Raw genomic sequence first — 26,336 nt, 5'->3', positions numbered from 1 at the left:
TTTGTCCAAGCTACCCAATGGAAAATCCGCTAGCCCCGGCTCGATGGCCGGTGCGGCTAGCGGATGAAATGGGGAGTGTCGAGGATATGCGGCGCTGAGCTATCCCTAGAAGACTACGCGCAGCACAGATACGGTGATGGCAGCGATGACTGCCGCGGCGGGCAGGGTGATGACCCACGCCAAAGCGATAGGCTTCATCAGGTTCCAATTAGCTGCCTTGTTGACAATGCCCACGCCCAGCACGGCGCCGATGAGGATGTGGGTGGAAGAAACCGGAAGGCCCAAGATCGATGAACCCATCACCACAGCGGCGGCGGCAAGCTCAGCAGCGAAGCCGGAGGAGGGGTGCATTTGGGTTAGGCCCGAGCCCACAGTCTGAATCACGAAGCGGCCGATGAACCACAAGCCAGAAATCAGGGCAACGCCCATGGCAATCATGACGGCAACCGGCACGGCAGCCTCATCGCTGACTTGGTCGGTCTTGAGGACGTCAATAACCGCAGCGAAGGGGCCAATGGCATTGGCGATGTCGTTGGAACCGTGGGAGAAGGCGAAGGCGGAAGCGGTAAATACCTGCATCCAAGAAAAGAGAAGGAAGGTGGACTTAGCCAGCGACTTCTTTTTCAGGGAGCGGGCGAAAATGAAGACGGCCATCCACACTACTGCGCCGACCATGCCCATGACCAACAGGTTCTGAAGGACGCTGAAATCGAGTCCGGTGTGCTTGAGGCCCTTGAACATCACCATGGCGGAAATGATGATGGCACCGATGGCGGCTAGTACCGGTACCCAGCTCTCCAGGGCGCGGTGAGCCTTGACATTATCCATGTCCTTGTTGAGGTTATACAGATCGCGGTAATACTCGGATTCCAGCTGATCCGGATCAAAGTCTTCTTCTGCCACCAAGGCGGCGTCCCGGGCCATGGCGTTGGTGTAGCTGATCTGCTGGATTTCATTGAGGCGCGAAAAGCGAGACTTGTGCTCTTGGCGCAGCTCCGCACGACGGGTCTTGATTTCACGCAGCTTCTGGTCTGCTTCCTCGTTGTAGACCAAGATGGAGGTCTTAATCCACTTGAACAGGATGAACGCAGCGAGACCGCCGAGAACAGGGGAGAGCACCCACGAGATGGCAATAGTGCCAATCCCGCCCCACTGCACCATGTCCAAGCCACCCTTGCCGGTGATGAAGCCAACGGTGAGCGCGGCGCCGACGATGCCGCCGACGATGGAGTGGGTGGTAGACACTGGCCAACCCATACGGGTGGCAACGAGGAGCCAGATGGCCGCACCCAAAAGGGACGACATCATGATGTAGACGAACTCCATGGGGTCGAGCCCATCGATGGCGTCAAGGTCGACGATGCCAGAACGCACGGTATCGGTGACCTCGCCGCCGGCGAGGATGGCGCCAGAGACTTCGAAGATGGCGGCGACAACGAGGGCCTGCTTCATGGACAGCGTACCGGCACCTACGGAGGTACCGAAGGAGTTGGCAACGTCATTGCCGCCAATATTGAAGGCCATGAAGAGAGCGAAGAGAATGGCAGTGCCAAGCAGAATAGGTTTAGAGCCATCGACGTAGTCGTGGCCCCAGATCATAAAACCGATGAGGGTAACGGCTGTGAGGCCGCCAAAGATGGCGTGCCAAATCCAGTCGTTGCCCTTGCCATTGACGGCCTCAATGTCCGTCATGTGGGTGGTAGGGGTAGACACAGGAAGAACCTTTCAGGAAAAGCGTGCACGAGAGGGATGACCGCGCTTCTCAGCGTGGTTAAGAGGATTCTCAAAGGAAATTCTTATGTAGAGAATGCACACTCAGACTAAAGGCCCTAGGTGTCAGGAAAGTGAACTCAAGATGTGGAGTTCGTGAAAGCAATGTGGCTATTTGTGAACATAATGGCCGCCGCTCTCGGCGACGGCCACGTTGAGAGTTTTAGCCGCGGTAGGCGCCGCGCTCCAGGGTGTCGCACTGGGACATCTTGCCAGAGTTATATCCGGCGAGGAATGCCTTCTCACGCTGTTCGGAGGAACCGTGCGTCCAGGAATCAGGCTGGACCTGGCCGCCGGAGCGGCGCTGGATATTGTCATCGCCCACCGCCTGGGCAGCCGCGACAGCGTCTGAGACCTGTTCCCTAGTAATCGGCTCGAGCAAGGGGTTATCGCCCTTGTCGGCGTAGGAAGCCCACAGGCCTGCGTAGCAGTCAGCCTGGAGCTCGATCTTCACCGCGTTGGAATCGGCGCCTGGGTCGTCATAGTCCGACAGGCCGAGGGTGCCCTCAAGGTTTTGAATGTGGTGGCCGAACTCGTGCGCCACGATGTACATGCGGGCCAAGGGGGCATTTTCCGCGCCGAAGTTGCGCAGGGAATCAAAGAACGCGGTGTCGAAATAGGCGGACTCATCGCGCGGGCAGTAGAAGGGGCCGGTAGAAGAAGAGGCCGCGCCGCAACCGGTATTAACGCCGCCGTGGAAGACCACGCGCTCCGGCTCGGTGTATTGGATATCGGCCTGTTCCGGCAAGACCTTGGACCAGACGTTGTCTACGCTGCGACCGGTGAACTCAACGAGGCATTCATCCTTGGTGTTGCCATCTTCTGCAGTTTCGCATTCGGGGCTTTCGCCTTGTGCAGCGCCGTCGGATTGGGTCTGCTCGCTGCCCAGAATTGAGCCCAAGTCTGAGGGATTGCCGCCCAAGAGGAGGAAAAGGCCTACTAGAACAATCGAGCCGACGCCACCGCCAATGGCGATACCACCGCCACCACCACCCGAACGCGCTTCTTTGCCGCCGAAATCGGCACCTGATCTAAAAGTCATGCCTAAATAGTGCCACATGGTCCCCTCATACACTGGATGGAGATTGTTGCAAAGAAGCCGAAGGAGGGAAACGGGGGTTCTTCTGCGGCCTTCAGGGTTAGCTTGCGTCCACCTAACTGCGCTCCGCGTACCGGTAGGGATGTAGAATTGTGCGCGTTCCTAGTCTTGTGCTTGGTTTGGCGCGCGCTGTTTACGCGTGGCGGGACCCGCAAGTGACACAATTTTCAGAAGGGATTGAACAACAGTGCTGCGTACCCACTTAGCAGGTGAGCTCCGCAAAGAACTCGCAGGAGAGACCGTCACCCTAACCGGTTGGGTTTCCCGCCGCCGCGATCACGGTGGTGTGATCTTCATTGACCTGCGCGATCGCTCCGGCATCGCCCAGGTTGTCTTCCGTGAATCTGACGTGGCGGAGCGCGCCCACGACCTGCGTTCCGAATACTGCGTTAAGGTCACCGGTACCGTGGAGCCTCGCCCAGAAGGCTCAGAAAACCCCAACCTGCCGTCCGGTGAAATTGAGGTCAATGTCGCGGATCTTGAGGTTTTGAATAAGTCCGCAGCGCTGCCGTTCCAAATTGATGATCCTTCCACCTCGGGTGAGGTAGGCGAGGAGACTCGCCTGAAATACCGCTACCTGGACCTGCGCCGCGAGCGCCAGGCACAGGCACTGCGCCTGCGTTCTGCAGCCAACCGCGCGGCCCGCAAGGTGCTGGATTCGCATGACTTTGCTGAGATCGAGACTCCAACCCTGACCCGGTCCACCCCGGAGGGTGCGCGCGACTTCCTGGTTCCAGCACGCTTGAAACCAGGCACCTGGTATGCACTGCCGCAGTCCCCGCAGCTTTTCAAGCAGCTGCTCATGGTCTCCGGCATGGAGCGCTACTACCAGATCGCGCGTTGCTACCGCGATGAAGACTTCCGCGCTGACCGCCAGCCGGAGTTTACCCAGCTGGACGTGGAGATGTCCTTTGTAGACCAGGACGATGTCATCGCCTTGGCGGAAGAGATCGTCACCGAGCTGTGGAAGCTCATCGGCTACGAGATCAAGACCCCGATCCCGCGCATGACCTACGCCGATGCGATGAAGTACTACGGTTCCGATAAACCGGACCTGCGCTTTGACATCAAGATTGTGGAGTGCACCGAGTTCTTCAAGGACACCACCTTCCGCGTCTTCCAGAACGAATACGTCGGCGCCGTGGTTATGGAAGGCGGCGCCTCCCAGCCGCGCCGTCAGTTCGATGCTTGGCAGGATTGGGCAAAGCAGCGTGGCGCCAAGGGTCTGGCCTACATCACCGTGGGCGAGGACGGCACCTTGGGCGGTCCGGTGGCTAAGAACATTACCGACGCCGAGCGCGAGGGCATTGCAGAGCACGTCGGCGCCAAGCCGGGCGACGCCATCTTCTTTGCCGCTGGTGACACCAAGTCTTCCCGTGCCCTCCTGGGCGCTGCACGTGGCGAGATTGCAAAGAAGCTGGACCTTATCAAGGAAGGCGACTGGGCCTTTACCTGGGTTGTAGATGCTCCGCTCTTTGAGCCTTCCGCTGATGCGACCGCTTCTGGCGACGTCGCACTGGGGCACTCCAAGTGGACCGCGGTTCACCACGCCTTTACCTCTCCTAAGCCGGAGTACCTGGACAACTTTGACCAGAACCCGGGCGAGGCGCTGGCATACGCCTATGACATTGTCTGCAACGGCAATGAGATCGGCGGCGGCTCCATCCGTATCCACCAGCAGGACGTGCAGAAGCGCGTCTTCGACGTTATGGGAATCGGTGACGAGGAGGCTCAGGAGAAGTTCGGCTTCCTGCTCGATGCTTTCCAGTACGGCGCCCCACCACACGGCGGCATCGCCTTCGGCTGGGACCGCATCGTCTCCCTGTTGGGCGGCTTCGACTCCATCCGCGACGTCATTGCGTTCCCGAAGTCCGGCGGCGGCGTGGATCCGCTTACCGACGCCCCTGCGGCAATCCCTGCCGCACAGCGTAAGGAGACCGGCGTAGACTACAAGCCGGAAAAGAAGAAGGAACAGGAAAAGTCTGGTTCCACTGCGGCCGAGACTGCTGAGGAGAAGTAAGCCGGGAACTTAAACCTCGGCCTTTCAGGCGCACCGTGCGGGGCACATCGTAGTCCGCGGCAATTTCGCTGCGGGCGAACTTGTGACCCCGCTTTGGTGTGAGGGGGCATACTGGATAGAACTATGGTTGATAACGAAGCTGTGCTATCACCCGAGGATGTCATCAAGGCCGCCTCGGAGATGTTGTCGCGCCGTTTTGGTGGTACCCCGGAGATGTCGGGTGTGGAGCGCTTGGACGGTTCCGGCAATGCAATGGTCCTGCGCGCCAGGATTGCCCCCGGAGCCTTCCTGCCGCACCGCTCGGTAGTCGTTAAGTACAACCCGGTCACCGGCTATGGCGTCGACGATGCCGCGATGCTGCGCGAGGTGGTGGCTTATCAATTCACCACTGCGTTATCTGAGGACGTGCGCCCGGGACCCGTACTTCTGGCCCACGATCTGGAGCAGCGCATTATCGTGTTGACGGACTTGGGTGAGGGCGAAACGCTTGCCGACGTCCTTGTACAGTCCACCGATGATGACCGCGTGCGGGTGCTGCGCTCGCTGGGCAGTGCGTTGGGGCACATGCACGCTGGAACCGCGGGCCACGAGCAAGATTATGAAACCCTGCTCAATAGGATGCTGCGCAAGAATCCGGACTTGGCCCCGCACCAGTCCGTGCGCGATGAGGCGCTGGAGCGCTCCATTGGCATCGGCCTCGACTTGCTGGATAAAGCCGGGCTCGAGGCACCGGCCAGCTTCCGGGATCTTGCGGGTCAAGCCGCACGCTCCCTGGCATCCGGCAAGGACCGGGCCTTTACTCCCTTCGACCTTTCACCGGATAACATCATTGTGTCCCAGCGCCTGCACTTCTTGGACTATGAATGGGCAGGATTCCGCAATGTTGGCTTCGACGTAGCCTGCGTTATCGCCGGATTCCCACAGTTCCTCTTCTCCAAGCCGATTACGGACGAAGAGGCAGATATCTTCATCTCTGCTTGGTCCCGTGCCGTATCTGAGGTGTGGCCGCTATTTTCCAATGCGGAAGAAACCCATGGTCTCATTGTGGCCTCGCTCATCGGCTGGGCGCTATCGAGCGTGACCACGATGCACGCCGGCGGCATCGAAGGGCTGGTTGCCCTAGCCAGGGGTGAAGCCGAAGTGGTCCACGATCCGCAGCGCTCCATCTTGCGCCCTGCTGACCATGGTCCGTTCACGGAAGATGAATTGCTCGTGCGCCGCGACCTCTATGAAACCTTTGAGGCGCTATCCCGGTATGCCGCGCGCTGCGATGGCCCCGCCTGCGCGCCCATCGCGGAATTTGGCAGCGCCATTGCGCGCCGCTTGGATGACGAATAGACAATCACGATGTGCCCGCACGCTTTTAGGAGGTAGCTTTCCAGTGTCTCAAGACTCATTATTTGGCGGGCCCACTCCGGACCGCAGCGCGTCGCCGCTGCCGGGGAAGAACCTTTTTGCCACCCACGCTGGGTCCCCACTGGCGGCGCGCATGCGTCCCCAAAACCTCGATGAAGTGGTCGGACAAGACCATCTTCTGGCGCCCGGCAAGCCATTGCGCCGCCTCGTGGAAGGATCAGGAGAGGCCTCCGTCATCTTGTACGGGCCGCCGGGCACCGGCAAGACCACCATTGCCTCGCTCATCGCCAGCCAAATGGGGCAGAACTTCGTGGGCCTTTCCGCGCTTGATTCGGGCGTCAAGCAGGTCCGCGAGGTCATCACCCACGCCCGGCAAGAGCTCATTCATGGCCGGCGCACGGTGCTGTTCATTGATGAGGTACACCGATTTTCCAAAACCCAGCAGGACGCACTCCTCGCAGCCGTGGAAAATCGTACGGTATTGCTCGTCGCGGCGACGACGGAAAACCCTTCCTTCTCCGTCGTCGCGCCGCTTTTGTCTCGTTCGCTGCTGTTGCAGCTGCATTCGCTCAGCGACGATGACTTGAGGGGCGTCGCCAAGCGCGCGCTAGAAAGCGACCGTGGCCTAGGCGAGCGCAAGATTCGGATTACCGATGAAGCCTTGGACCAGTTGGTACTCCTCGCCGGCGGCGATGCGCGGCGCACGCTGACCTATCTCGAGGCCGCGGCCGAGGCGGTTGACGATGGCGGGGAGATTACCCCACAAACGGTCACGGACAACGTCAATAAGGCGGTGGTGCGCTACGACCGCGACGGCGACCAACACTATGACGTGGTTTCCGCGTTCATTAAGTCCATTCGCGGCTCCGATGTCGACGCTGCGCTGCATTATCTCGCCCGCATGGTAGAAGCCGGGGAGGACCCGCGCTTTATCGCCCGGCGGCTCATCGTGCACGCCTCCGAGGACATCGGCATGGCCGATCCCACCGCGCTCCAGGTGGCCGTGGCGGCGGCCGAGGCCGCTCAGCTCATTGGCATGCCAGAAGCCCGAATTCCGCTGGCGCAGGCCACCATTCACCTGGCCACCGCGCCAAAATCGCCCTCGGTCATCTCTGCCATCACGCAGGCCCAAGCCGATGTAGCCGCCGGCAAGGTGGGCCACGTGCCACCGCACCTGCGCGATGGGCACTATGAGGGCGCCAAGCGGATGGGAAATGCCGTGGGCTATGTCTACCCCCACGATGATCCCCGCGGCGTTGTAGAGCAGCAGTACCTACCCGATGAGCTGGAGGGTTCGGTTTACTATGAACCCACCGATCACGGGGCTGAGAAGCGTGTTTATGACTATATAGGCCGCTTGCGCAGCATTATTCGAGGCAAGCGTGGCCCAGGCAAAAACGCTCGCCGGCCGCGCTGATCCCCACCGATGGGAAATCGCTGTGCAGCGAAGGGTAGAGTTGGGCGGGTTAGAAACTTCTTGATAGAAGATGAAAGCTCAGACAGTTAGGATTGTTGCTCGTGAAGACTCATGAGATCCGGGAACGGTTTACCCAGCACTTCGTCAATTCTGGTCACGAGGCAGTACCAAGCGCCTCGCTGATCCTGGATGACCCTAACCTGCTGTTCGTTAATGCCGGCATGGTTCCGTTTAAGCCCTACTTCTTGGGCCAGCAGAACCCGCCCTTTGCCAAGGGCCTTGCCACTTCCATCCAAAAGTGCGTGCGCACCTTGGACATTGATGAGGTGGGCATTACCACCCGCCACAACACCTTCTTCCAGATGGCCGGCAACTTCTCCTTTGGCCAGTACTTTAAGGAAGGCGCCATCACCAATGCGTGGACCTTGCTTACCGGCTCCGTTGATGAGGGCGGCTTTGGCCTAGACCCAGAGCGCCTGTGGGTTACGGTTTACCTGGATGATGATGAGGCCGCCGAAATTTGGCGCGACAAGATCGGCGTGCCTGAAGAGCGCATTCAGCGCCTCGGCATGGAGGACAACTACTGGTCCATGGGTATCCCCGGACCCTGTGGCCCGTGCTCTGAGATTTATTATGATCGTGGTCCTGAGTACGGCAAGGACGGCGGCCCGATTGCCGATGACAACCGCTACATGGAGATCTGGAACCTGGTCTTCATGCAAAATGAGCGCGGCGAGGGCATTGGCAAGGGCAACTTTGAGATTGTCGGCGAGCTGCCCAAGAAGAATATCGATACCGGCCTGGGCATCGAGCGCGTGGCCTGCATTTTGCAGGACGTAGACAACGTCTACGAAACGGACCTGCTGCGCCCAGTCATTGACGTAGCCGAGGAGCTTACCGGCGCCACCTATGGTGACAAGGCCTCCCACGAGGACAATATCCGCTTCCGCGTGGTTGCTGACCACTCCCGTACCGGCATGATGCTCATCCTGGATGGCGTGACCCCGGGCAACGAGGGCCGCGGGTACATCCTGCGCCGCCTGCTTCGTCGCATTATCCGTTCCGCCAAGCTGCTGGGTGCTAAGGGCGCCACCATGGAGCGCTTCATGAATACGGTCATGGATACCATGACCCCGTCCTACCCGGAGATTGCGGACAACCGCGAGCGCATCCTGCGCGTTGCCGTGAATGAGGAAAAGGCCTTCCTGAAGACCCTCGAGTCCGGCACCCGCCTCTTCGATGATGCCGTACAGGAGCTCAAGTCCACTTCCCGCGCGAAAACCGCAAAGGTCCTGCCGGGCGAGAAGGCCTTTGAGCTGCACGATACCTACGGTTTCCCCATCGATTTGACCTTGGAAATGGCCCAGGAGGCCGGCCTTGAGGTCGACATGGATGGCTTTAACGATGCCATGGGCGAGCAGCGCCGCCGCGCCAAGGCCGATAATCAGGCCAAGAAGCACGGCCACACTGACCTTTCCCTCTACCGCGATTGGGTGGACAATAACCCCACCGTCTTCACTGGCTTTGAGGAGCTTACTTCCGACGCCCGCGTGATCGGCCTCGTCCGCGGCGGCGAGAAGGTCGACCAGGTACGCGAGGGCGAGCAGGTTGAGGTCATCTTGGACCACACCCCGCTATACGCCGAAGCTGGCGGCCAGATGGCAGACCGCGGCCGCATCATGGCCGGCGAATCCCTCCTTGAGGTCAACGACGTTCAAAAGATCGGTAAGAAGCTGTGGGTACACAAGGCGACGGTTACTGCCGGCGGCCTTGACTTGGGCATGTCCGTTGAGGCGGCCGTCGACGAGCAGTGGCGCCACGGTGCTACCCAGGCACACTCTGCTACGCACCTCATTCACGCCGCACTGCGCCAGGTGCTTGGCCCCACCGCCGTCCAGGCCGGCTCCATGAACCGTCCGGGCTACCTGCGCTTTGACTTCAACTACACCGAGCAGCTCAGCCAGGCACAGTTGGAAGAGATTGCTTTGATTACCAACCAGGCAATCGACTCCAACTTTGCCGTGAACACCATTGAGACCTCCCTGGAGGAGGCCAAGGCCATGGGCGCTATGGCACTATTCGGTGAGAACTACGGCAAGGAGGTCCGCGTAGTAGAAATCGGCGGACCGTTCTCCATCGAGCTGTGCGGTGGTACCCACGTTGGTTCCTCCGCTGAAATCGGACCGGTGTCCGTGCTGGGTGAGTCCTCCGTTGGCTCTGGTGCTCGCCGTATCGAGGCCTACTCCGGTTTGGATGCCTTCCGTTATTACTCCAAGGAAACCGCCTTGGTAGAGGGCGTTTCCCGCGAGCTGAAGGTGCAGACCGAGGATCTGCCAGAGCGCATCGCGCAGCTGTCTGAAAAACTCAAGGCAGCGGAGAAGGAAATTGAAACCCTGCGCAAGCAGCAGCTGGCTGCGCGTGCTTCCGAGTTCGTCAGCGCAGCTAAGGACGTCAATGGTTTCAAGGTCATTGCGCTGACCTTGCCAGAAGGCACCACCGGTGGCGACCTGCGCACCGTTGCAACGGACCTGCGCAACCGCCTGCGCGAAGAAGAAGCCGTCATCGTCCTGGGCGCCGAAGACAAGGGCAAGTTCCCATTCATCGCGGCAGCCACGGACAAGGCTGTTGGCCGCGGCGTAAAGTCCGGCGACATCGTCAAGGAGTTTGGACAGTACGTCGACGGCCGCGGTGGCGGAAAGCCGGATATGGCCCAGGGCTCTGGCTCTACTGCGGCCGGCGCTGAGCGCGGCTTTGAAGCTGTCAAGGACATGCTCGAGTCCCTGTAGGAGTTCGACCGTGGCAAAAGTGGAACCAGATAGCCCCGGAGTTGATGACCCGGGGCAGGGCCGCCGGCTCGCGCTCGATGTCGGCACGGTGCGCATTGGTGTGGCAGTGTCCAATAGGGAAGCCACGCTTGCCACCCCAGTGGAGACCGTGCGCCGAGAAACCGGGTTCAAAGACCGCGATAAGGGCGATATTGACCGCATCCTGGAGCTCATTGATTCCTATGATGCAGTTGAAGTTGTCGTTGGCCTGCCACGGGACTTGCAGGGAAATGGCTCCAAAAGCGTAAAACACGCTAAAGAAATTGCGTTTCGGATCCGCCGTCGGTTGAATCGAGATGCAAATATAGATAAAGTTCCACCACCAGTACGTTTGGCTGATGAGCGTCTGACTACCGTGGCAGCGACCACCGCGCTGCGCGCGTCCGGCGTGTCCGAGAAGAAGGGCCGTAAAGTCATCGACCAAGCAGCAGCGGTGGAGATATTGCAGACTTGGTTGGATGGGCGCGCGAGCGCGCTACGATCCCATGATGCAATAGACCAGCCTTCAGACTCAGGAGACTAAAACACGTGAGCCGTAATCAAGAACGCCTCGGCCGATCGATGGAGCCGAAATACGTCAAGCGCCGCCAGCGCGGCATTGCCGTTGTTATTGCGTCGATCATCGTCATCCTTGGCGCCCTTATCTACATCGGATTCCGACTCGGCAATACCTCCGCCGATTATGAAGGAACCGGCAACGGTACCACCCAGCTGGTGGAGGTGCCGGAAGGCTCGTCCATGTCCGAGCTCGGACCTGCATTGGTAGAAAAGAATGTGGTGAAGACGCAGGACGCTTTCGATTCTGCTGCGTCGATGAACCACGGCGCGAGCCAAATCCAGCCGGGCTTCTATCGTCTGCAGGAAGAAATGAGCGCGGACGCGGCAGTCGAGGCACTGCTGGATGAGAATAACCGCGTGGACATGCTCGAGGTCCAAGGTGGCGCCACCTTGGAGGACGTCAAGGTTGTGGGCGGAGACGTCCGCTACGGCATTTACTCCCTGATTTCTGAGGTCAGCTGCAACGATGGCAACTGCCTGAAGAAGGAGGACTTGGAAAAGGTTGCGGCGGAAACCGACCCAGCCGAGCTGGGCGCACCGGAGTGGGCCTTGGACGCCATCAATAAGCGCGGCAATGATCCCAAGCGCATTGAGGGCCTTATTGCCCCAGGCCAGTATGTCCTCGACCCCAACATGGAGGCCAAGGATATCCTCAAGGACCTCATCACCCGCTCCACCAAGCGCTACAACGAGACCAATATCGAGGAACGCGCCCAGGCTATCGGCTTGAGCCCTTATGAACTGCTCACCTCCGCTTCCTTGGTGGAGCGCGAGGCTCCGGCGGGCGAGTTCGATAAGGTTGCCCGCGTTATCCTCAACCGCTTGGACGAGCCAATGCGCCTGGAGTTTGACTCCACCGTGAACTACGGCTTGGAAGACGTTGAGCTGGCCACCACCGATGAGGCCCGTGGGGAGAAGACCCCGTGGAATACCTACGCGAAGGAAGGCCTACCGGATACCCCGATTGCTTCTCCTTCGGACGATGCAATCAAGGCCATGGAAGAGCCGGCTGAAGGCAACTGGAAGTTCTTCGTCACCGTGGACAAGGAGGGCACCACCGTCTTCTCCGATTCCTACGATGAGCACTTGGGCCGCGTCGATGACGCCATCCGCTCCGGCGTGCTTGACTCCAAGCGCGAAGGTGAGGGCGCTGGTTCCGGCAACGGCGACGCCGCTGCCGAGCAGCCCGCCCAGTAGAGTCGCGACAACCACAAAGAGGTAGAACACCATGCCACGTGCGGCGGTCCTTGGTAGCCCCATCAAGCACTCCTTGTCTCCGGTGCTCCACAATGCTGGCTACGAGGCCGCCGGGCTGGCCGGTTGGGACTACACCCGCTTTGAAACATCGGCGGAAGGCTTGCCGGAATTGGTGGCGGCAAGCGACTCAGAGTTTGTTGGTTTCTCCGTGACCATGCCCGGCAAGTTTGCCGCCCTCCGCTTTGCGGACACCGTAAGTGACCGGGCCCAACTGATTGGCTCAGCAAATACCTTGGTGCGCAGGGCTGATGGTTGGTATGCGGACAATACCGATACCGAGGGCGTACGCGGTGCGCTCGCCGAACTTCTGGGGGATGATCCAGCAGCTCATGCGCTGCTCATTGGTGCTGGGGGCACCGCTCGTCCCGCGTTGTGGGCGCTTTCCGAGCGCGGGGTGAAAAAGGTTACGGTCCTCAACCGTTCCGACCGCAGCACCGAACTTTTGCCGCTCGCGCAGAACCTAGGGCTGGAACTTTCCTTTGTTAGCTTCGACGGGGACTTATCCGCGCTGGCTCGCAGCGTCGATGTCATTGTGTCCACCGTTCCAGCCGCGGCGGTGAAAGATTATGTCTTTGACCTCGCCCACGCACCGGTGCTGGACGTCATCTATGATCCCTGGCCTACACCGCTGACCACGTGCGCGGCGGCCAATGGGTACAAGACCGTGGGCGGGCATGTCATGCTCGCGCACCAAGCATTTAGCCAGTTCGAGCAATTTACCGGGGTGGCCGCCCCGCGGGAAGACATGCTGAAGGCATTGCACGAGGAGCTGCAGAAGCGGTCGCAGACGACTAAGTAAAAAAGGGGGCGTCGGCAAGCGCGGGCTGGAATCCCCGTGTAGCAGGAACTGCAGACTTCGCCATGTAGACATTGACGCCCAGCGCTTCCTCACAGCGTGCCTTAGAGTGATCCCCGTGCTAATAGTCGGGGGAATTATTTATGGTTTGTGGGCAGCAACCTTGTCTTGGTGGGATATTCGGCAGCGCCGATTGCCAGACTGGTTAACCCTTCCATCTGCGGTGCTCTCGCTCGCCGTTGCCAATTGGAGTGGGCTGTGGTGGCCGGGGCTGTACCTGGTGCTAGGGCTAGCTCGTGCAGGAGTCGGTGGAGGCGACATTAAACTCGCCTGGCCCCTGGGAATGCTGGTGGGGCATGTGGCCGGGTTTATGGGCGTGGTAGCGGCAAGCGGCTGCGCGTCCCTTCTGACTTTGGTCTGGTCTGCGTGTAGCGGGCAGAAGGAGAGCCCGCACGGTCCTGCAATGTTGCTAGCGGCAACGGTCGTTATCGCATGTGCGCACCCTCTTTGAGGGGGTGGAAGAATATATTGCGGGGCCAAGTTGGTACTGGATTGGCCAGGCCGTGCGATAATACCCGCATGCTTCGTTGGACTACTGCAGGCGAATCCCACGGCCAGGCTCTTATTTCGATGCTGGAGCACATGCCCGCTGGGGTCCCCATTACCCGCGCCGATATTTCCCATCAGCTTTCCCGGCGCCGCCTAGGCTATGGCCGCGGTGCCCGTATGAAGTTTGAGGCCGATGAGGTGACCGTGCTGGGTGGAGTCCGCCATGGGCTTACCTTGGGTAGTCCCATCGCCATCATGATTGGCAATACGGAGTGGCCCAAGTGGACCACCATCATGTCGGCCGATCCGCTGGATATGGACGATGAAGACACTATTAAAGCGATGAACTCCGGCCGCGGTGCCGCCTTGACTAGGCCGCGCCCAGGGCACGCGGATTTTGCCGGCATGGTGAAGTACCGCCACAGTGAAGCGCGCCCCATCCTCGAGCGATCCTCTGCGCGTGAGACGGCGGCGCGAGTGGCCGCAGCTACCGTTGCGCGCAATTTCCTGCGCGAGACCTTGGGCGTCGAGGTTCTTTCCCACGTGATTTCCATTGGCGCTTCCGAGCCTTATGAGGGGCCTGCGCCAGCGTTCGCGGACATCGAGGCGATCGATGCCTCGCCGGTCCGCGCCTGCGATAAGGCGGCTGAAGCCTCCATGATTGTGGAAATTGAGGCCGCAAAGAAGCAGGGCGATACCTTGGGCGGCATCGTTGAGGTTGTGGTCGATGGCCTGCCCATTGGGCTGGGCTCGCATATTTCCGGCGATGACCGCTTGGACGCCCAATTGGCGAGCGCGTTGATGGGCATTCAGGCTATCAAGGGTGTGGAAATTGGCGATGGTTTTGCCGAGGCCCGCCGTCGCGGTTCTGTTGCCCACGATGAGATGGTGCGAACCGAAGACGGCGTATCCCGCCTTAGCAACCGCGCAGGCGGACTCGAAGGCGGCATGACCAACGGGCAGCAGCTGCGCGTGCGGGCGGCAATGAAGCCGATTTCTACCGTTCCGCGTGCCTTGCGCACCATTGATATGGAGTCCGGTGCTGAAGCTACTGCCATCCACCAGCGCTCCGATGTGTGCGCGGTTCCGGCTGCGGGCGTGGTAGCAGAAGCAATGGTTGCCCTCGTCCTTGCGCGCGCCGTGCTAGAAAAATTCGGTGGCGATAGCCTCGAAGAAACCTCCGCGGCCATTGCCGCGTATGATAAGTACGTTTCGGACCGCCTTGCTTTTGACCAGGAGTAAGTTATGACCACCCCAACCGCCGTTACGGGCCTGCCCCGTCCACGCGTTGTTTTGGTTGGCCCGCCAGGTGCGGGTAAATCCACCATCGGCCGCCGCCTTTCCCACGCCTTGAGCTGCGAACTGGTGGATTCGGACCACCTTATCGAACAGGCTAAGGATAAGCCGTGCGGAGAAGTCTTTAGCGAGCTTGGTGAACCAGACTTTCGCGCGCTCGAAGCCGAGCACGTTGCTGCGGCACTGCGCACCGGTGGAGTAGTCAGCCTCGGCGGCGGGGCAGTGCTGACGGACGCCACCCGTGAGCTGTTGGAGCGCCATACCGTCATCTTTTTGGATATCTCGCCCGAAGAAGGCGCACGGCGGACGTCCGGGGATAGCAATCGGCCGGTTCTCGCAGCCGCAGATCCCCTTGAGCACTACCGCAACCTCGTGGAGGCGCGCCGCCCCTATTACCAAGAGGTGGCCGATTACCGGGTACGCACCGATGCCCGGACCCCACAGCAGGTAGTGGGCGATATCCTCGGCTTCCTCGATACCCTGTAGACTCCCGCAGCGCTACCACTAACTCCTCGTCATGCCGGCTTGGCGGCGAACGGAAAGGACCACCATGCCCAGCATTGCCGTTAATGGACCACAGCCCTATGAAGTTCGCATTGGCACCGATCTCAACCGGGACATCGCGCAGCGCTGTGCGCAGATTGGTGCAGGCCAGGCGGGCATTATCTGCCAGCCGCCGCTGCGCGCCGCGGCCGAGCGCTTAGCGGAACTCGTCGCCGCTGAGGGGGTGGAGCCTACGCTTATCGACGTCCCCGATGCCGAGGCCGCCAAACAGCTCAGCGTTATCGGCGGCGTGTGGGATCAGCTGGGGGAGAAGGGCTTTAACCGCCGTGACGCCATCATCGGCCTCGGCGGCGGCGCCACCACCGATTTGGCTGGGTTCGCGGCGGCTGGGTGGATGCGCGGTATCAAGGTCATTCAGGTGCCCACCACGCTATTGGCCATGGTTGACGCGGCCGTCGGCGGCAAAACCGGTATCAATACCCCCGCCGGCAAGAACCTCGTTGGCGCCTTTCATGAGCCGGATTCTGTGTTTGTGGACCTCGAGCGCCTCGATACCCTGCCCGCAGCGGAGATCATTGCTGGCTCGGCAGAAATCATCAAAACCGGATTCATCCATGACCCGGTGATCCTTGAACGCTATGACAGTGACCCCGGCGCATGCGTGGACCCGCAGGGCTATCTTCCAGAATTGATTGAGCGCTCCATCGCGGTAAAGGCCGCGGTGGTGGGCGAGGATCTTAAAGAATCGGGCCTGCGCGAAACGCTCAATTACGGTCATACCTTTGGCCATGCGGTGGAGCGCCATGAACAGTATCAGTGGCGCCATGGCAACGCGGTGGCCGTGGGCATGATGTTCATCGCCTACCTGGCGCATGCGCGCGGCCTCATTGACGCGGAACTGGTGGAAAAGCACCGCCGAATCCTGCACAGCATTGGGCTGCCGACCACTTATAGGCCAGGTCAGTTCGCGGACCTGCATGAGGCAATGACCCACGATAAGAAGAACCGCGACGGAAAGATCCGGTTTGTAGCCTTGACCGGGGTGGGCGAGACCACCCGTCTCGAGGGGCCCAGCACGGAAGAGCTAGAGGCGGCCTACGCCGCGATTTCGGAGTAGAAATGAAGATTATTGTCCTCAACGGCCCGAACTTGAACCGCTTGGGAAAACGCCAGCCGGACGTCTACGGCTCGACCACCTTGGCTGATGTAGAAGAGATGATCTCCTCCCGCGCCGCCGCGCACGGTGCAGAAGTAGAGTGCTTCCAGTCCAACTATGAGGGCGAGCTCATTGAGAAGGTGCATGCCGCCGCGGATGCGGGCCATCCGGTAATCATCAACCCCGGCGGATTTACCCATACCTCAGTGGCCCTGCGGGATGCCCTGGCAGAGGTAGCCGATGGCACCGGATTCGTAGAGGTGCATATTTCTAATGTGCATGCGCGCGAGCCCTTCCGACATCACTCCTATCTCAGCCCTATCGCCCGCGGCGTTATCGCCGGGTTGGGTATCTTTGGCTACGTGGCGGCAGTGGATTACCTTTGCCAATAGGCACCCCACGAACGGGCTGGGCGGCAGCCGGCTAGAAAGAAATCCGCCCAACTGCGGTGGCGGGGCCGATATACTGGGTGGATACTTTCTACACCGCAGTCGACCCTAAAAGGATGAAATCATGGCTTTGGCAGATACCCGTTTTAGTGACCGGCGCCGCAAGCTTGCCGCGGAACTAGCCGGCCAGCGCAGCGATGCCGTTCTGGTCACCCACCTCACGCACGTGCGTTACCTTTCGGGGTTCTCCGGCTCGAATGGCGGGCTATTGCTGCGTAAGGACCTTACCGCGCAGGTTGCTACCGACGGCCGGTACACCACGCAGATCGCCCGCGAGGTTCCCGATCTGGGGGCTATCCAGGGCCGCGCGGTAGGAAAGGTGCTGCTGCAGCAATTTGCCGATGTCGAGGGGCCGGTTCGAGTCGGTTTTGAAGCCGACTACCTCTCGGTCTCTGAGTTGAAGGAACTGGAAGACTCTGCCCCGGAGTCGGTTACCTTGGTTCCCATTGCCGGGGTCATTGAAAAGATTCGCTTGGTCAAGGATTCGCTCGAGCTAGAGAAGCTGGAAGAGATTGCTGCGCTGGCTAATCAGGCGCTGGAGGATCTGCTCGCTGCCGGTGAGTTGCGTGCCGGCCGCACCGAGCGCCAGGTGGCTGCCGATTTGGAATATCGGATGCGCATGCTTGGCTCGGAGCGAGTGAGCTTCGATACCATCGTGGCTTCTGGTCCGAACTCGGCGATGCCGCACCATGGCGCTGATGACCGGGTCATCGAGGACGGTGACCTAGTGACCATCGATTTTGGTGCTCACCTGCGTGGATTCAACTCCGATTGCACCCGAACCTACGTCGTGGGCACGGCGAATGACTTTGCCAAGGAAATCTATGATGTGGTGCTCCGCGCCCAAAAGGCAGGCGTGGCAGCGTCGGTGCCGGGCGCTAAGCTTGCCGACGTCGACGCCGCCTGCCGCGATGTCATCTCCGCCGCCGGCTATGGCGACTACTTTGTGCACTCGACGGGCCACGGCGTGGGCCTAGACGTCCACGAGGCCCCGTCCGCGGCACAGACCGGTAAGGGCGAGCTCGCCGCCGGTATGACCCTGACCATCGAGCCGGGCATCTATGTGCCTGGCAAGGGCGGCGTGCGCATCGAAGATACCCTCATCATCACCGATGGCGCACCGAAGATCATTACCGCCGCGACGAAGGAATTTACTGAACTGCCCGCCTAGTGAGCCAGCACCTTGGAGTTAAGCAGTTGGGCGACGTTGCGGTTGCCCAGGTGCGTGAGGTGATTGAAGAGGTTGTGCGGTACGGAGTACTCCCACTTGCCGGAAACCCAGCGGGTGCTGTCCGGCGCGCACATGCCGTGATCAATGGAATCGGCGCGTAGGTCGTAGTACTGCACGCCGTTTGCGCGGGCTGCCTTGTACATGGCGCTATTAACCTGGTCCTCGCCGGTGCGAACCAAGCCCGCGTAGTCCATGTTGAAACCGGCTTCAGAGGATCCCGGTGCGGAGGTGCGCAGCGGGCATACCGCGCCATTGCGGGCGGAAATGGCGGGATAGCCTACAACGGTGATGCGGGCATTCGGGGCAGCGTGGCGGACCCGCTGGATCGAATTCTTCATGCCGTCGTAGTAAGGGTTAGAAGAAGAAAGCGATGGGCGCACGATTTCCTGGAAATCATTGGCACCGAACTGAATCAAAACGTTCTTCGTTTCGCCATTGAGATCATTATTAGCAATGGCTCCGTTGATCTGCTCAGTGAAGTCCTTGCGGTGCGAGTGGCCAGCGGCCTTCGCCGCAGAGCATGCGTAGTTGGCTACGTGCTGACCAGAAACACGGCCCAGTTCGCGGCCAACATTACTCTGCCCCTGCGGGCAGCCCTGCGGGGATGGTGCGCCGGGAGCGTCTTCGATGCCGTGGGTGGCAGAAGAGAGCGTAGTGCCTGCCGAAGGAGACAGGCTCGAGGTCGTGCCAACTTGGCCATAGGTTGGGTTGGCAAAGACAGAATCGCCGAACATCACGGTCTGGGCGTCTGCTGCCATGGCCTGCGGAGCGGAGAGTGCTGCTACGGCTGCGCCAGTAGCGGTGGCCGCGGCGTAAAACTTCTTGAGAGGCATCGCAAAAATCCTTGGTAGACATGTGAAAAATCAATTAAGCAAAGCCTTATGGTACAGCGAGTTATTGCTGGATAAAAACCTTTGATTGCTCGCGTGTCTGATGGTTTAGGGCAGGCGACGGGCCCCAAAAGTCACTCCGCTATCAACTGTGGGGAAGAAATGGGGGACCGGTAATACCCCAAGGGGCAGTTGTCCGGTAGGCTTAAACATTGTTTTCAACCTTTAGTCCACAATTTTCGGGAGTTTAACCGCAATGGCTGATACTACTGATTTCAAGAACGGCCTCGTTCTGAAGATCGACAACAAACTGATGCAGATCGTTGAGTTCCAGCACGTGAAGCCGGGCAAGGGCCCAGCCTTCGTGCGTACCAAGCTCAAGGATGTTGTCTCCGGTAAGACCGTGGACAAGACCTGGAATGCTGGCGTTAAGGTAGAGACCGCTACCGTGGACCGCCGCGATATGACCTACCTGTACAACGATGGCACCAGCTACGTTGTTATGGATGAAAAGACCTTCGAGCAGTACGAGCTCCCGCCGGAGAAGTTCGGCGATGCCGCTCGCTTCCTGCTGGAAAACATGCGCGTTCAGGTTTCCTTCTATGAGGATGAGGCACTCTTTGCAGAACTGCCTATTTCCGTAGACCTTAAGGTCGAGCACACCGAGCCTGGCCTGCAGGGTGACCGTTCTTCCGGCGGTACCAAGCCCGCCACCCTGGAAACTGGCGCTGAGATCCAGGTTCCGCTGTTCATCGAGATCGGCAACGTTCTCAAGATTGATACCCGTACCGGCGAGTACCTCTCCCGCGTTAACAACTAGGGCATCTGACTGTGTCTGATAACACCCCTAAGCGCGATATCAACTACAAGCGGCACACCGCGCGGTACCGCGCACGTCGTCGTGCCGCCGATATTCTCTACGAAGCAGAAAACAGGGACGTTGACCCCGTAGCCATCGTGGAGGATCGTATCGCCCTGGCACGTGAGGATCGCAACGCGGTAGCACCTGTCGCCGAATACACGCAGGTGATTGTCAAGGGCGTAGCCGAAGAGCTGGATGCCATCGATGACACCATCTCTCGCTTCCTTGCCGAGGACTGGGAACTGCACCGCATTCCGGCCGTTGACCGTGCGATCCTGCGCCTGTCGGTATGGGAGCTGCTGTTCAACCCGGATATTCCCACCGCTACTGCGGTCGTGGAAGGCGTGGAGATTGCCTCCCAGTATTCCAACGATCAAGCGGCGCCATACATTCACGCTGTGTTGGATGACGTTGCACAATCCCGTTCTGCGGAAAACCCGATGTCCGCAGAACACCAGGGTAGCGATGCGGATACGGACGGCGAAGATTCGACCGACGAGGAGCCGCTAGACTCCGAGAACGCGGATGATGCGGCCGAGGATACTTCCGCATCCACCGCTTCGGACTTCGCTGCCGCGGCCGATGACTCGGCTGTAGCAGACCGTTCTGCGCAGCAGGACCCCACTGCGGAATAGTCAGGTTTAGACTGGCCCGCATACTTAAACCGCCCGCCCAGCTCGATGGTGAAGAGCTGTGGCGGGCGGTATTTTCATGCCCAAGACCGTGCCAATCGACGCTCATCCTCGCGTCTCCGTGTGCCCAGTATGGCCAAGAGCAAAAAGAACTCTCCCCGTCACCCTTGCGCCATTGTTAAGGCAGAAGGAGAGGGGAGAGCAGTGAATTCTAGGGCGGCTTAGCTCTGCGGGGCGTCGCTTGCGGCGGCGTCGCCAGATCCGGCGTTGGCTGCGGTCTCGGAGCCAAGCTTGGCCATCTCTTCGGCGGCAGAAACCATGGCATCCTGGCCGCGGATGACGCCATCCACGGCGGACTTCAGGGCAGCCTGCAGCTGCTCATCGGTCATGCCGGCGGCGGCAGGGATATCGCGTTCGGTGCGCACCACGAGCATGTCATCGTGCTCCGAGATAACTGCGCGGGCGCCGAAGGCTACGGAGTTGATCTGGTTAGCCGCGAGGAAGAGGCCGGCATCGGCCTTGGAGTAGGCGGCGTCGGTAGGCACATCGCAGCGGACAATAACCACGGAATCGAGAACCGCGAACATGGTGGGCAGGCCGTTGAGGTTGGCGGTAGCTGCCTCAATATCGCTGTCCATCTTGGTCAATTCGATGTCGAAGGTACGCATGGCCTCGACAACGCGGTCTAGGGTGATCTCCGGCAGATTGTTTTCGGTAGAGGCATTAGTCATGGTTGTGCTCCTCCCAAGTCACGAGCTGTGGGTAGTGTTCTTCCACGAAGGCGAAGGACTGCAGCATAGAATCCAGCGTGGACATCACGAAGGCGCCGATCTGATTGCGGGACAAACCGTGGGCAATGTTGATCTCGCGCACGCCGGAGACGGCGAGGTTATTCTCGGCAGACTCAAAGAAACGCAGGGTCGGCGCGAAGTGCTGCTGGTTCCACTGGTTGAGCACCGTCAACAGGGTTGGGCCCTCAGAAGAAGGCACGTTGCCGCGCCAGACGGAATCCGCCACGAGCACATCATCTCGCACCTGCATGGCGATGGCGACGTTGGAGAAACCCGTGCGCAGGATCTGCACGGTTTCTTCCTCGCTCACTGGCTGCTCTTCGAGGCGGTATTCCAGGTTCTCAGATGCAAAGATCTCGCCGATGCGCTCGAGAGTTACGGGCTCTACCGGCGTATCGGGATACAGGGTTGGTTCTTCAGACACTTAAGTAGTCTCAATCCATGTACTAATCGGGGATAAAGGTCAACCTTTGCCAGTTTACCTAAGTTCCCATCCAGTTAGTGGGACTGCCATAGACGCTCGCCGCCAAGTTCGTGCGCGAGAGCAGTATCGATCGTGGGGTAGCGGAAAGTATGCCCGATGTTGTGTAGAACCGTAGGGCTTACGCGTTGTTGCGCCAAGGCCAACTCTTGGGCGCCTTCCTTGCCCAGCAAGATTGCGGGACCGAAGGGTGGAACGGGAAGCAATGCCGGACGGTGTAGCTCAGAGCCAAGGGCTTTGACGAAGTCCTTGTTGAGCACCGGGTTAGGCGAGGCCGCATTGACCGGGCGTTCCAGCGAATCGTCCACGATGGCGCGGAAGTAGGCATCCGTCAGGTCATCGAGGGCAACCCAGCTGAACCAGAACTCACCGTCGCCGAAGGGGCCGCCTAGGCCGGTGGAGAAGAGGGCGCGCAGCAGTGGCAGGAGGCCGGAACCGCTTGACATGGCGATGCCGGTACGGATATTGACCACGCGGGTGCCCGCGGCGCGGGCGGGCTCGCAGGCGCGCTCCCAGTCGACTACCACGTCTGCCAAGAAGCCCTCGCCAGGTGCGGAGTCCTCGGTGAGGACCTCATCGCCGCGGTCGGATCCGTAGTAGCCCACGGCAGAGGCGCAAACCATGGTGTGGACGGAATCCGTGGTGCCCGCAAGACGGGCTAGGCGCTCGGTGGGGCCAACGCGGGAGTCGCGGATGGCGGCCTTGTGCTCGTCATTAAAGCGGCCGAAGATGGGCTCGCCTGCCAGGTGGACGAGGACGTCGACCCCGCGCAGGAGGTCGGGATCGGGATCCTCTGGCCGCCAGGTGCGCTGGCCCGTGGAAGCCGTGCCGCGCACGAGCTGGATCACCGTGTGTCCGGCGGTGCGCAGTTGTGCGGTAAGCGCTGCACCCACGCTGCCGCGGGAGCCGGTCATGGCGATGGTTAGTGGTTGGGTGTTCAAGGAGGCGTCGGCAAGCCGCTGGAGAAAGGAAAAATCCTCAATGAGTTGGTTCTGCCGATAAGCAAAGACCGATTTCAGCGCCGCCGAAGGGATGCGGGTAGTAACTTCATCGCGAACGAGCGTGCCGTCCGGGTGATCCGCAAAGGTGTGATGGTGTTGCCATGTGGCAAATTTGCGAATGGGCGAGTTTACGCACACATCGGTGAACTCATAGCCCTCGCGGTACTGGGAAAGCTTATGCTGAGCGGTCCAGCGCAGGCCGCCCGGAAGGCCCAGGATGGAGGTGCCATCGCCCAGGCTCTGGGCCTGCTGGATGGGTTTCATGAAGGCAAAGGGCGCGTTCAGACGGGTTAAAGCGCCTTGGCGGGTATGCCATTGCCAGACCTGCTCGCGAGGGGCGGGGACTATGTGTTCGGCGGAAAAACTCACTTCTTGATGCGCCTCCTTCTTTTCGCCCTCACCCAAATGGTGGGGAAGGTGCTAGAGTATTTTGTGTCTAAGAGCATAGACATTTTTGAGACCATCAACCGGCATCCTTTAAAGACCGCACCGTGAGGCGGGGAAGGAGGTCACGATGAGTGGAACTGACGCTACCGCGAACAAGCTAGAGCTTTTGAGCTCTGATGACGTTTCGCGTACCGTTGCACGCATCGCGCACCAGATCATTGAAAAAACGGCGCTCGATTCCGCGGACGCACCGCGGGTCATTCTGCTTGGCATTCCCTCTGGTGGCGTGCCGCTTGCACAGCGCCTAGCGCACAAGATTGAAGAATTTTCTGGGGTTGCAGTCCCGTGGGGCTCCCTCGATATCACTCTCTACCGCGATGACCTGCTTGGTAAGCCGCATCGCGCGCTCCAACCTACGACCATTCCCACCGGTGGCATCGATAACTCCACCGTCATTTTGGTCGACGATGTGCTGTATTCCGGCCGCACTATCCGCGCCGCCTTGGACGCGTTGAGTGACGTGGGCCGTCCGGACATTATTCAGCTGGCCGTCTTGGTAGATCGCGGCCACCGCGAGGTTCCTATCCGCGCCGATTATGTGGGAAAGAATCTGCCCACCGCGCGAGAAGAAGACGTCAGCGTATACAACAGCGAGATTGACGGCCGGGATGCGGTCGTATTGACCCGAGCCGCCGCAACTACTAACGGAACCGGCTCCGAAACGGGGGAGGCATAACCATGAAGCACCTCATCGATATGGCAGAGCTGGACCGAAGCGAAATTATCGGTCTAATGGATGAAGCGGATCGCTTCCGCGAGGCCCTCGAAGGCCGCGAGGTAAAGAAGCTACCGACCCTGCGGGGCCGGACCATCTATACCCTCTTTTATGAAAACTCCACCCGCACCCGCTCTTCCTTTGAAACGGCCGGCAAGTGGATGTCCGCGGACGTCATCAACCTGTCCGCCTCCACCTCCTCGGTAAAGAAGGGCGAGTCCCTGAAGGATACGGGCCTGACCTTGGCCGCCATCGGCGCCGATGCGATCATCATGCGCCACCCTTCCTCTGGTGCGCCCCAGCAGCTGGCCCAGTGGGTAGCCCCTAACGGCAAGGGACCTTCAGTGATCAACGCGGGCGACGGCGCGCACCAGCACCCAACGCAGGCGCTTCTCGACGCCGTCACGATGCGCCAGCGCTTAGGCCTGCACAGCGACGAAGGCTTTGCCGGCCTGAAGGTAAAGATTGTCGGCGATTGCCTGCACTCGCGCGTCGTGCGCTCCAACGTAGATCTGCTTACCACTCTCGGTGCTGAGGTCACCCTCGTAGGCCCAGCCACCCTCATGCCCTTTGGGGTAGAGAACTGGCCGGTGCGCGTGTCCTATGACTTTGATGCGGAAATCGCAGACGCCGACGTCATCATGATGCTGCGCGTACAGCAAGAACGCATGAATGGCGGCTTCTTCCCCTCCCACCGCGAATACGCCAACCTCTTTGGCCTGTCCAAGGATCGCGCGGCGGCCATGCACAAGGACGCCATCGTCATGCACCCAGGCCCCATGCTGCGCGGCATGGAGATTAACTACGGCGTCGCAGATTTGGACAAAACTGCGGTCCTGCAGCAGGTGCACAACGGTGTACACGCCCGCATGGCGGTGCTGTTTACCCTGCTGACCAATGGCGAAAACGCCGGCATTTAAAACCGCGACCCACACTCAACTTTAGGGAGAGACAATGACTACTTACCCGGAAACCGGTCGCCTTTCCGCGCCGGCGGAAACCCCACTGGTAATTAAGAATGTGCGCCTGTACGGCGAAGGCGAGCCCACCGATGTCGTGGTCAAGGACGGCATCATCGCTGCCATCGGCAACACGGCAGAAGCCGAGGATGCACAGGTTATCGACGGCCAGGGCAACGTGCTCTTGCCGGGCCTGGTGGATATGCACGTCCACCTGCGTGAGCCCGGCCGCGAGGACACCGAGACCATCGAGACCGGCTCCAAGGCTGCCGCCAAGGGCGGTTTCACCGCCGTGTTCACCATGGCTAATACCAACCCGGTGACCGACCAGCCGATCATCGCTGAGTCCGTATGGGCCAAGTCCCAAGCACTGGCGCTGTGCGACGTCCACCCGGTGGGCTCCATTACCAAGGGCCTGGAAGGCAAGACCCTCACTGAGTTCGGCATGATGGCCCGCTCGGACGCCAAGGTCCGCATGTTCTCCGATGACGGCAAGTGCGTCCAGGATCCGCAGCTCATGCGTCGCGCCTTGGAATACGCCAAGGGCATGGACGTGCTGCTGGCACAGCACGCCGAGGACGACCGCATGACCGGCGGTGCTTCCGCCCATGAAGGCGAGACCGCGGCCAAGCTCGGCCTGCGCGGGTGGCCGCGCGTGGCGGAGGAATCCATCGTGGCTCGCGACGCCCTATTGGCGCGCGACTACGGCAACCGCGTGCACATCTGCCACGCTTCGACCCAGGGCACTGTGGAGCTGCTGAAGTGGGCCAAGGAGCAGGATATTCCTCTCACCGCCGAGGTAACCCCGCACCACCTATTGATGACCGATGACAAGCTGCGCACCTACGATGGCCTCTTCCGCGTCAACCCGCCGCTGCGCGAACAGCGCGATACCGCGGCCCTGCGCGAGGCGCTGCTCAATGGCACCATCGACTGTGTTGCCACCGACCACGCCCCGCACGGCTCCGAAGACAAGTGCGTGGAGTTTGAAAATGCCCGCCCTGGCATGTTGGGACTGGAATCTTCCTTGGCCGTCATCGCCAAGATCTTTGTCGAGACCGGCTTGGCTGATTGGCGCTTTGTTGCCCGCGTGATGTCCGAGCGCCCCGCAGAAATCACCCGCCTGCCAGGCCATGGCCGCCCCATTGCAGAGGGCGAGCCTGCCAACTTGACCATTGTGGACCCAAACCACCACTGGGTTTCTGATTCCGCCAAGCTGGCCTCCAAGTCCGAAAACAACCCGTACGCTGGCGAAGAATTTGGCGCCCGCGTTACCCACACCATTTTGCGAGGTGCCGTCACTTTTGACTTGGCAGCCTCCGAAGAAGACTAACC

Annotated in this window: 24 protein-coding genes; 18 read left to right on the top strand and 6 right to left on the bottom strand. The window is 60.3% G+C overall.

Going from position 1 to position 26,336, the window contains the following annotated elements:
• Nucleotides 1–105: 105 nt before the first annotated feature.
• Together MHK09_RS04325 and ypfJ are read right to left on the bottom strand one after the other, a co-directional pair.
• Nucleotides 106–1,692 (bottom strand): inorganic phosphate transporter, encoded by a 1,587-nt coding sequence (locus MHK09_RS04325; RefSeq protein WP_179387571.1) that lies wholly within the window; start codon nucleotides 1,690–1,692, stop codon nucleotides 106–108.
• Nucleotides 1,693–1,933: 241 nt separating this feature from the next.
• Entirely contained in the window at nucleotides 1,934–2,812 is an 879-nt protein-coding gene (ypfJ, locus tag MHK09_RS04320) for a KPN_02809 family neutral zinc metallopeptidase (RefSeq protein WP_250412750.1), read from the bottom strand.
• A 244-nt stretch (nucleotides 2,813–3,056) separates the two neighbouring features.
• Here ypfJ and aspS point away from each other — a divergent pair, with 244 nt between their 5' ends.
• From aspS to MHK09_RS04255, 13 genes are all read left to right on the top strand, one after another.
• Complete coding sequence (gene aspS, locus MHK09_RS04315; protein WP_005328495.1) at nucleotides 3,057–4,889, top strand: aspartate--tRNA ligase; 1,833 nt, start codon at nucleotides 3,057–3,059, stop codon at nucleotides 4,887–4,889.
• A 123-nt stretch (nucleotides 4,890–5,012) separates the two neighbouring features.
• Entirely contained in the window at nucleotides 5,013–6,227 is a 1,215-nt protein-coding gene (locus MHK09_RS04310) for a protein kinase family protein (RefSeq protein ID WP_250412748.1), read from the top strand.
• 43 nt (nucleotides 6,228–6,270) lie between these two features.
• Nucleotides 6,271–7,662 (top strand): replication-associated recombination protein A, encoded by a 1,392-nt coding sequence (locus MHK09_RS04305; protein ID WP_005324949.1) that lies wholly within the window; start codon nucleotides 6,271–6,273, stop codon nucleotides 7,660–7,662.
• Nucleotides 7,663–7,763: 101 nt separating this feature from the next.
• Nucleotides 7,764–10,448, top strand: a complete 2,685-nt coding sequence (gene alaS, locus MHK09_RS04300) for an alanine--tRNA ligase (protein ID WP_250412746.1) — start codon at nucleotides 7,764–7,766, stop codon at nucleotides 10,446–10,448.
• A 10-nt stretch (nucleotides 10,449–10,458) separates the two neighbouring features.
• On the top strand, nucleotides 10,459–11,010 hold the full coding sequence (gene ruvX, locus MHK09_RS04295; RefSeq protein ID WP_005328491.1) for a Holliday junction resolvase RuvX: 552 nt from the start codon (nucleotides 10,459–10,461) through the stop codon (nucleotides 11,008–11,010).
• A 38-nt stretch (nucleotides 11,011–11,048) separates the two neighbouring features.
• The gene (gene mltG, locus MHK09_RS04290) at nucleotides 11,049–12,242 is read left to right on the top strand and encodes an endolytic transglycosylase MltG (RefSeq protein WP_034668418.1); all 1,194 of its coding nucleotides are present in this window, start codon (nucleotides 11,049–11,051) and stop codon (nucleotides 12,240–12,242) included.
• Nucleotides 12,243–12,273: 31 nt separating this feature from the next.
• Nucleotides 12,274–13,101, top strand: coding sequence for a shikimate dehydrogenase (locus MHK09_RS04285; protein ID WP_005324941.1), 828 nt, complete (start codon nucleotides 12,274–12,276; stop codon nucleotides 13,099–13,101).
• 106 nt (nucleotides 13,102–13,207) lie between these two features.
• The gene (locus MHK09_RS04280) at nucleotides 13,208–13,609 is read left to right on the top strand and encodes a prepilin peptidase (protein WP_366511700.1); all 402 of its coding nucleotides are present in this window, start codon (nucleotides 13,208–13,210) and stop codon (nucleotides 13,607–13,609) included.
• A 68-nt stretch (nucleotides 13,610–13,677) separates the two neighbouring features.
• A complete protein-coding gene (aroC, locus tag MHK09_RS04275) occupies nucleotides 13,678–14,889 on the top strand; it encodes a chorismate synthase (RefSeq protein ID WP_250412743.1) in 1,212 nt (403 codons plus the stop codon).
• A 3-nt stretch (nucleotides 14,890–14,892) separates the two neighbouring features.
• Complete coding sequence (locus tag MHK09_RS04270; RefSeq protein ID WP_005328489.1) at nucleotides 14,893–15,429, top strand: shikimate kinase; 537 nt, start codon at nucleotides 14,893–14,895, stop codon at nucleotides 15,427–15,429.
• 64 nt (nucleotides 15,430–15,493) lie between these two features.
• Nucleotides 15,494–16,564, top strand: a complete 1,071-nt coding sequence (gene aroB, locus MHK09_RS04265; RefSeq protein WP_250412740.1) for a 3-dehydroquinate synthase — start codon at nucleotides 15,494–15,496, stop codon at nucleotides 16,562–16,564.
• A gap of 2 nt (nucleotides 16,565–16,566) precedes the next feature.
• Entirely contained in the window at nucleotides 16,567–16,995 is a 429-nt protein-coding gene (gene aroQ / locus MHK09_RS04260) for a type II 3-dehydroquinate dehydratase (RefSeq protein ID WP_250412738.1), read from the top strand.
• Nucleotides 16,996–17,116: 121 nt separating this feature from the next.
• Nucleotides 17,117–18,223, top strand: coding sequence for an aminopeptidase P family protein (locus MHK09_RS04255; protein WP_250412736.1), 1,107 nt, complete (start codon nucleotides 17,117–17,119; stop codon nucleotides 18,221–18,223).
• Here MHK09_RS04255 and MHK09_RS04250 read toward each other — a convergent pair.
• Nucleotides 18,220–19,116 (bottom strand): GDSL-type esterase/lipase family protein, encoded by an 897-nt coding sequence (locus MHK09_RS04250; protein WP_250412734.1) that lies wholly within the window; start codon nucleotides 19,114–19,116, stop codon nucleotides 18,220–18,222. The genes MHK09_RS04255 and MHK09_RS04250 overlap by 4 nt on opposite strands.
• Nucleotides 19,117–19,369: 253 nt before the next feature.
• Between MHK09_RS04250 and efp the strand changes: the two genes are divergently transcribed.
• Together efp and nusB are read left to right on the top strand one after the other, a co-directional pair.
• Entirely contained in the window at nucleotides 19,370–19,933 is a 564-nt protein-coding gene (gene efp, locus MHK09_RS04245; protein ID WP_005324919.1) for an elongation factor P, read from the top strand.
• A gap of 38 nt (nucleotides 19,934–19,971) precedes the next feature.
• The gene (gene nusB, locus MHK09_RS04240) at nucleotides 19,972–20,610 is read left to right on the top strand and encodes a transcription antitermination factor NusB (protein ID WP_436232067.1); all 639 of its coding nucleotides are present in this window, start codon (nucleotides 19,972–19,974) and stop codon (nucleotides 20,608–20,610) included.
• A 218-nt stretch (nucleotides 20,611–20,828) separates the two neighbouring features.
• Here nusB and MHK09_RS04235 read toward each other — a convergent pair whose 3' ends face one another.
• The 3 genes from MHK09_RS04235 to MHK09_RS04225 form a co-directional block, all read right to left on the bottom strand.
• Complete coding sequence (locus MHK09_RS04235; protein ID WP_005328477.1) at nucleotides 20,829–21,338, bottom strand: YbjN domain-containing protein; 510 nt, start codon at nucleotides 21,336–21,338, stop codon at nucleotides 20,829–20,831.
• Nucleotides 21,331–21,822, bottom strand: coding sequence for a YbjN domain-containing protein (locus tag MHK09_RS04230; protein ID WP_179386555.1), 492 nt, complete (start codon nucleotides 21,820–21,822; stop codon nucleotides 21,331–21,333). Before MHK09_RS04230 ends, MHK09_RS04235 begins: the two co-directional genes overlap by 8 nt.
• 74 nt (nucleotides 21,823–21,896) lie before the next feature.
• Entirely contained in the window at nucleotides 21,897–23,249 is a 1,353-nt protein-coding gene (locus tag MHK09_RS04225; RefSeq protein WP_250412733.1) for a TIGR01777 family oxidoreductase, read from the bottom strand.
• A 145-nt stretch (nucleotides 23,250–23,394) separates the two neighbouring features.
• Between MHK09_RS04225 and pyrR the strand changes: the two genes are divergently transcribed.
• Genes pyrR through MHK09_RS04210 form a run of 3 tightly spaced genes read left to right on the top strand, consistent with a single transcriptional unit; the run spans nucleotide 23,395 to nucleotide 26,334 of the window.
• Nucleotides 23,395–24,003, top strand: a complete 609-nt coding sequence (gene pyrR, locus MHK09_RS04220) for a bifunctional pyr operon transcriptional regulator/uracil phosphoribosyltransferase PyrR (RefSeq protein ID WP_005328471.1) — start codon at nucleotides 23,395–23,397, stop codon at nucleotides 24,001–24,003.
• Between the two features lie 2 nt (nucleotides 24,004–24,005).
• The gene (locus MHK09_RS04215) at nucleotides 24,006–24,962 is read left to right on the top strand and encodes an aspartate carbamoyltransferase catalytic subunit (RefSeq protein ID WP_250408491.1); all 957 of its coding nucleotides are present in this window, start codon (nucleotides 24,006–24,008) and stop codon (nucleotides 24,960–24,962) included.
• A gap of 34 nt (nucleotides 24,963–24,996) precedes the next feature.
• On the top strand, nucleotides 24,997–26,334 hold the full coding sequence (locus MHK09_RS04210) for a dihydroorotase (RefSeq protein ID WP_250412732.1): 1,338 nt from the start codon (nucleotides 24,997–24,999) through the stop codon (nucleotides 26,332–26,334).
• Nucleotides 26,335–26,336 lie beyond the last annotated feature (2 nt).

It is taken from the genome of Corynebacterium tuberculostearicum (assembly GCF_022347235.1).
Taxonomy (GTDB): domain Bacteria; phylum Actinomycetota; class Actinomycetes; order Mycobacteriales; family Mycobacteriaceae; genus Corynebacterium; species Corynebacterium tuberculostearicum_F.
The sequence above is the reverse complement of the archived record's forward strand: the minus strand, read 5'-3'. Positions and strand labels throughout refer to the sequence as shown.

Excerpts from the sequence above, each read along its gene's own strand:
- MHK09_RS04310 (WP_250412748.1), top strand. The coding sequence starts at position 5,013 with ATGGTTGATAACGAAGCTGTGCTATCACCCGAGGATGTCATCAAGGCC.
- aroC (WP_250412743.1), top strand. The coding sequence starts at position 13,678 with ATGCTTCGTTGGACTACTGCAGGCGAATCCCACGGCCAGGCTCTTATT.
- MHK09_RS04255 (WP_250412736.1), top strand. The coding sequence starts at position 17,117 with ATGGCTTTGGCAGATACCCGTTTTAGTGACCGGCGCCGCAAGCTTGCC.
- efp (WP_005324919.1), top strand. The coding sequence starts at position 19,370 with ATGGCTGATACTACTGATTTCAAGAACGGCCTCGTTCTGAAGATCGAC.
- mltG (WP_034668418.1), top strand. The coding sequence starts at position 11,049 with ATGGAGCCGAAATACGTCAAGCGCCGCCAGCGCGGCATTGCCGTTGTT.
- MHK09_RS04250 (WP_250412734.1), bottom strand. The coding sequence starts at position 19,116 with ATGCCTCTCAAGAAGTTTTACGCCGCGGCCACCGCTACTGGCGCAGCC.
- pyrR (WP_005328471.1), top strand. The coding sequence starts at position 23,395 with ATGAGTGGAACTGACGCTACCGCGAACAAGCTAGAGCTTTTGAGCTCT.
- aroB (WP_250412740.1), top strand. The coding sequence starts at position 15,494 with ATGCCCAGCATTGCCGTTAATGGACCACAGCCCTATGAAGTTCGCATT.
- MHK09_RS04325 (WP_179387571.1), bottom strand. The coding sequence starts at position 1,692 with ATGACGGACATTGAGGCCGTCAATGGCAAGGGCAACGACTGGATTTGG.
- ypfJ (WP_250412750.1), bottom strand. The coding sequence starts at position 2,812 with ATGACTTTTAGATCAGGTGCCGATTTCGGCGGCAAAGAAGCGCGTTCG.
- MHK09_RS04215 (WP_250408491.1), top strand. The coding sequence starts at position 24,006 with ATGAAGCACCTCATCGATATGGCAGAGCTGGACCGAAGCGAAATTATC.
- MHK09_RS04210 (WP_250412732.1), top strand. The coding sequence starts at position 24,997 with ATGACTACTTACCCGGAAACCGGTCGCCTTTCCGCGCCGGCGGAAACC.
- MHK09_RS04235 (WP_005328477.1), bottom strand. The coding sequence starts at position 21,338 with ATGACTAATGCCTCTACCGAAAACAATCTGCCGGAGATCACCCTAGAC.
- MHK09_RS04285 (WP_005324941.1), top strand. The coding sequence starts at position 12,274 with ATGCCACGTGCGGCGGTCCTTGGTAGCCCCATCAAGCACTCCTTGTCT.
- aroQ (WP_250412738.1), top strand. The coding sequence starts at position 16,567 with ATGAAGATTATTGTCCTCAACGGCCCGAACTTGAACCGCTTGGGAAAA.
- MHK09_RS04270 (WP_005328489.1), top strand. The coding sequence starts at position 14,893 with ATGACCACCCCAACCGCCGTTACGGGCCTGCCCCGTCCACGCGTTGTT.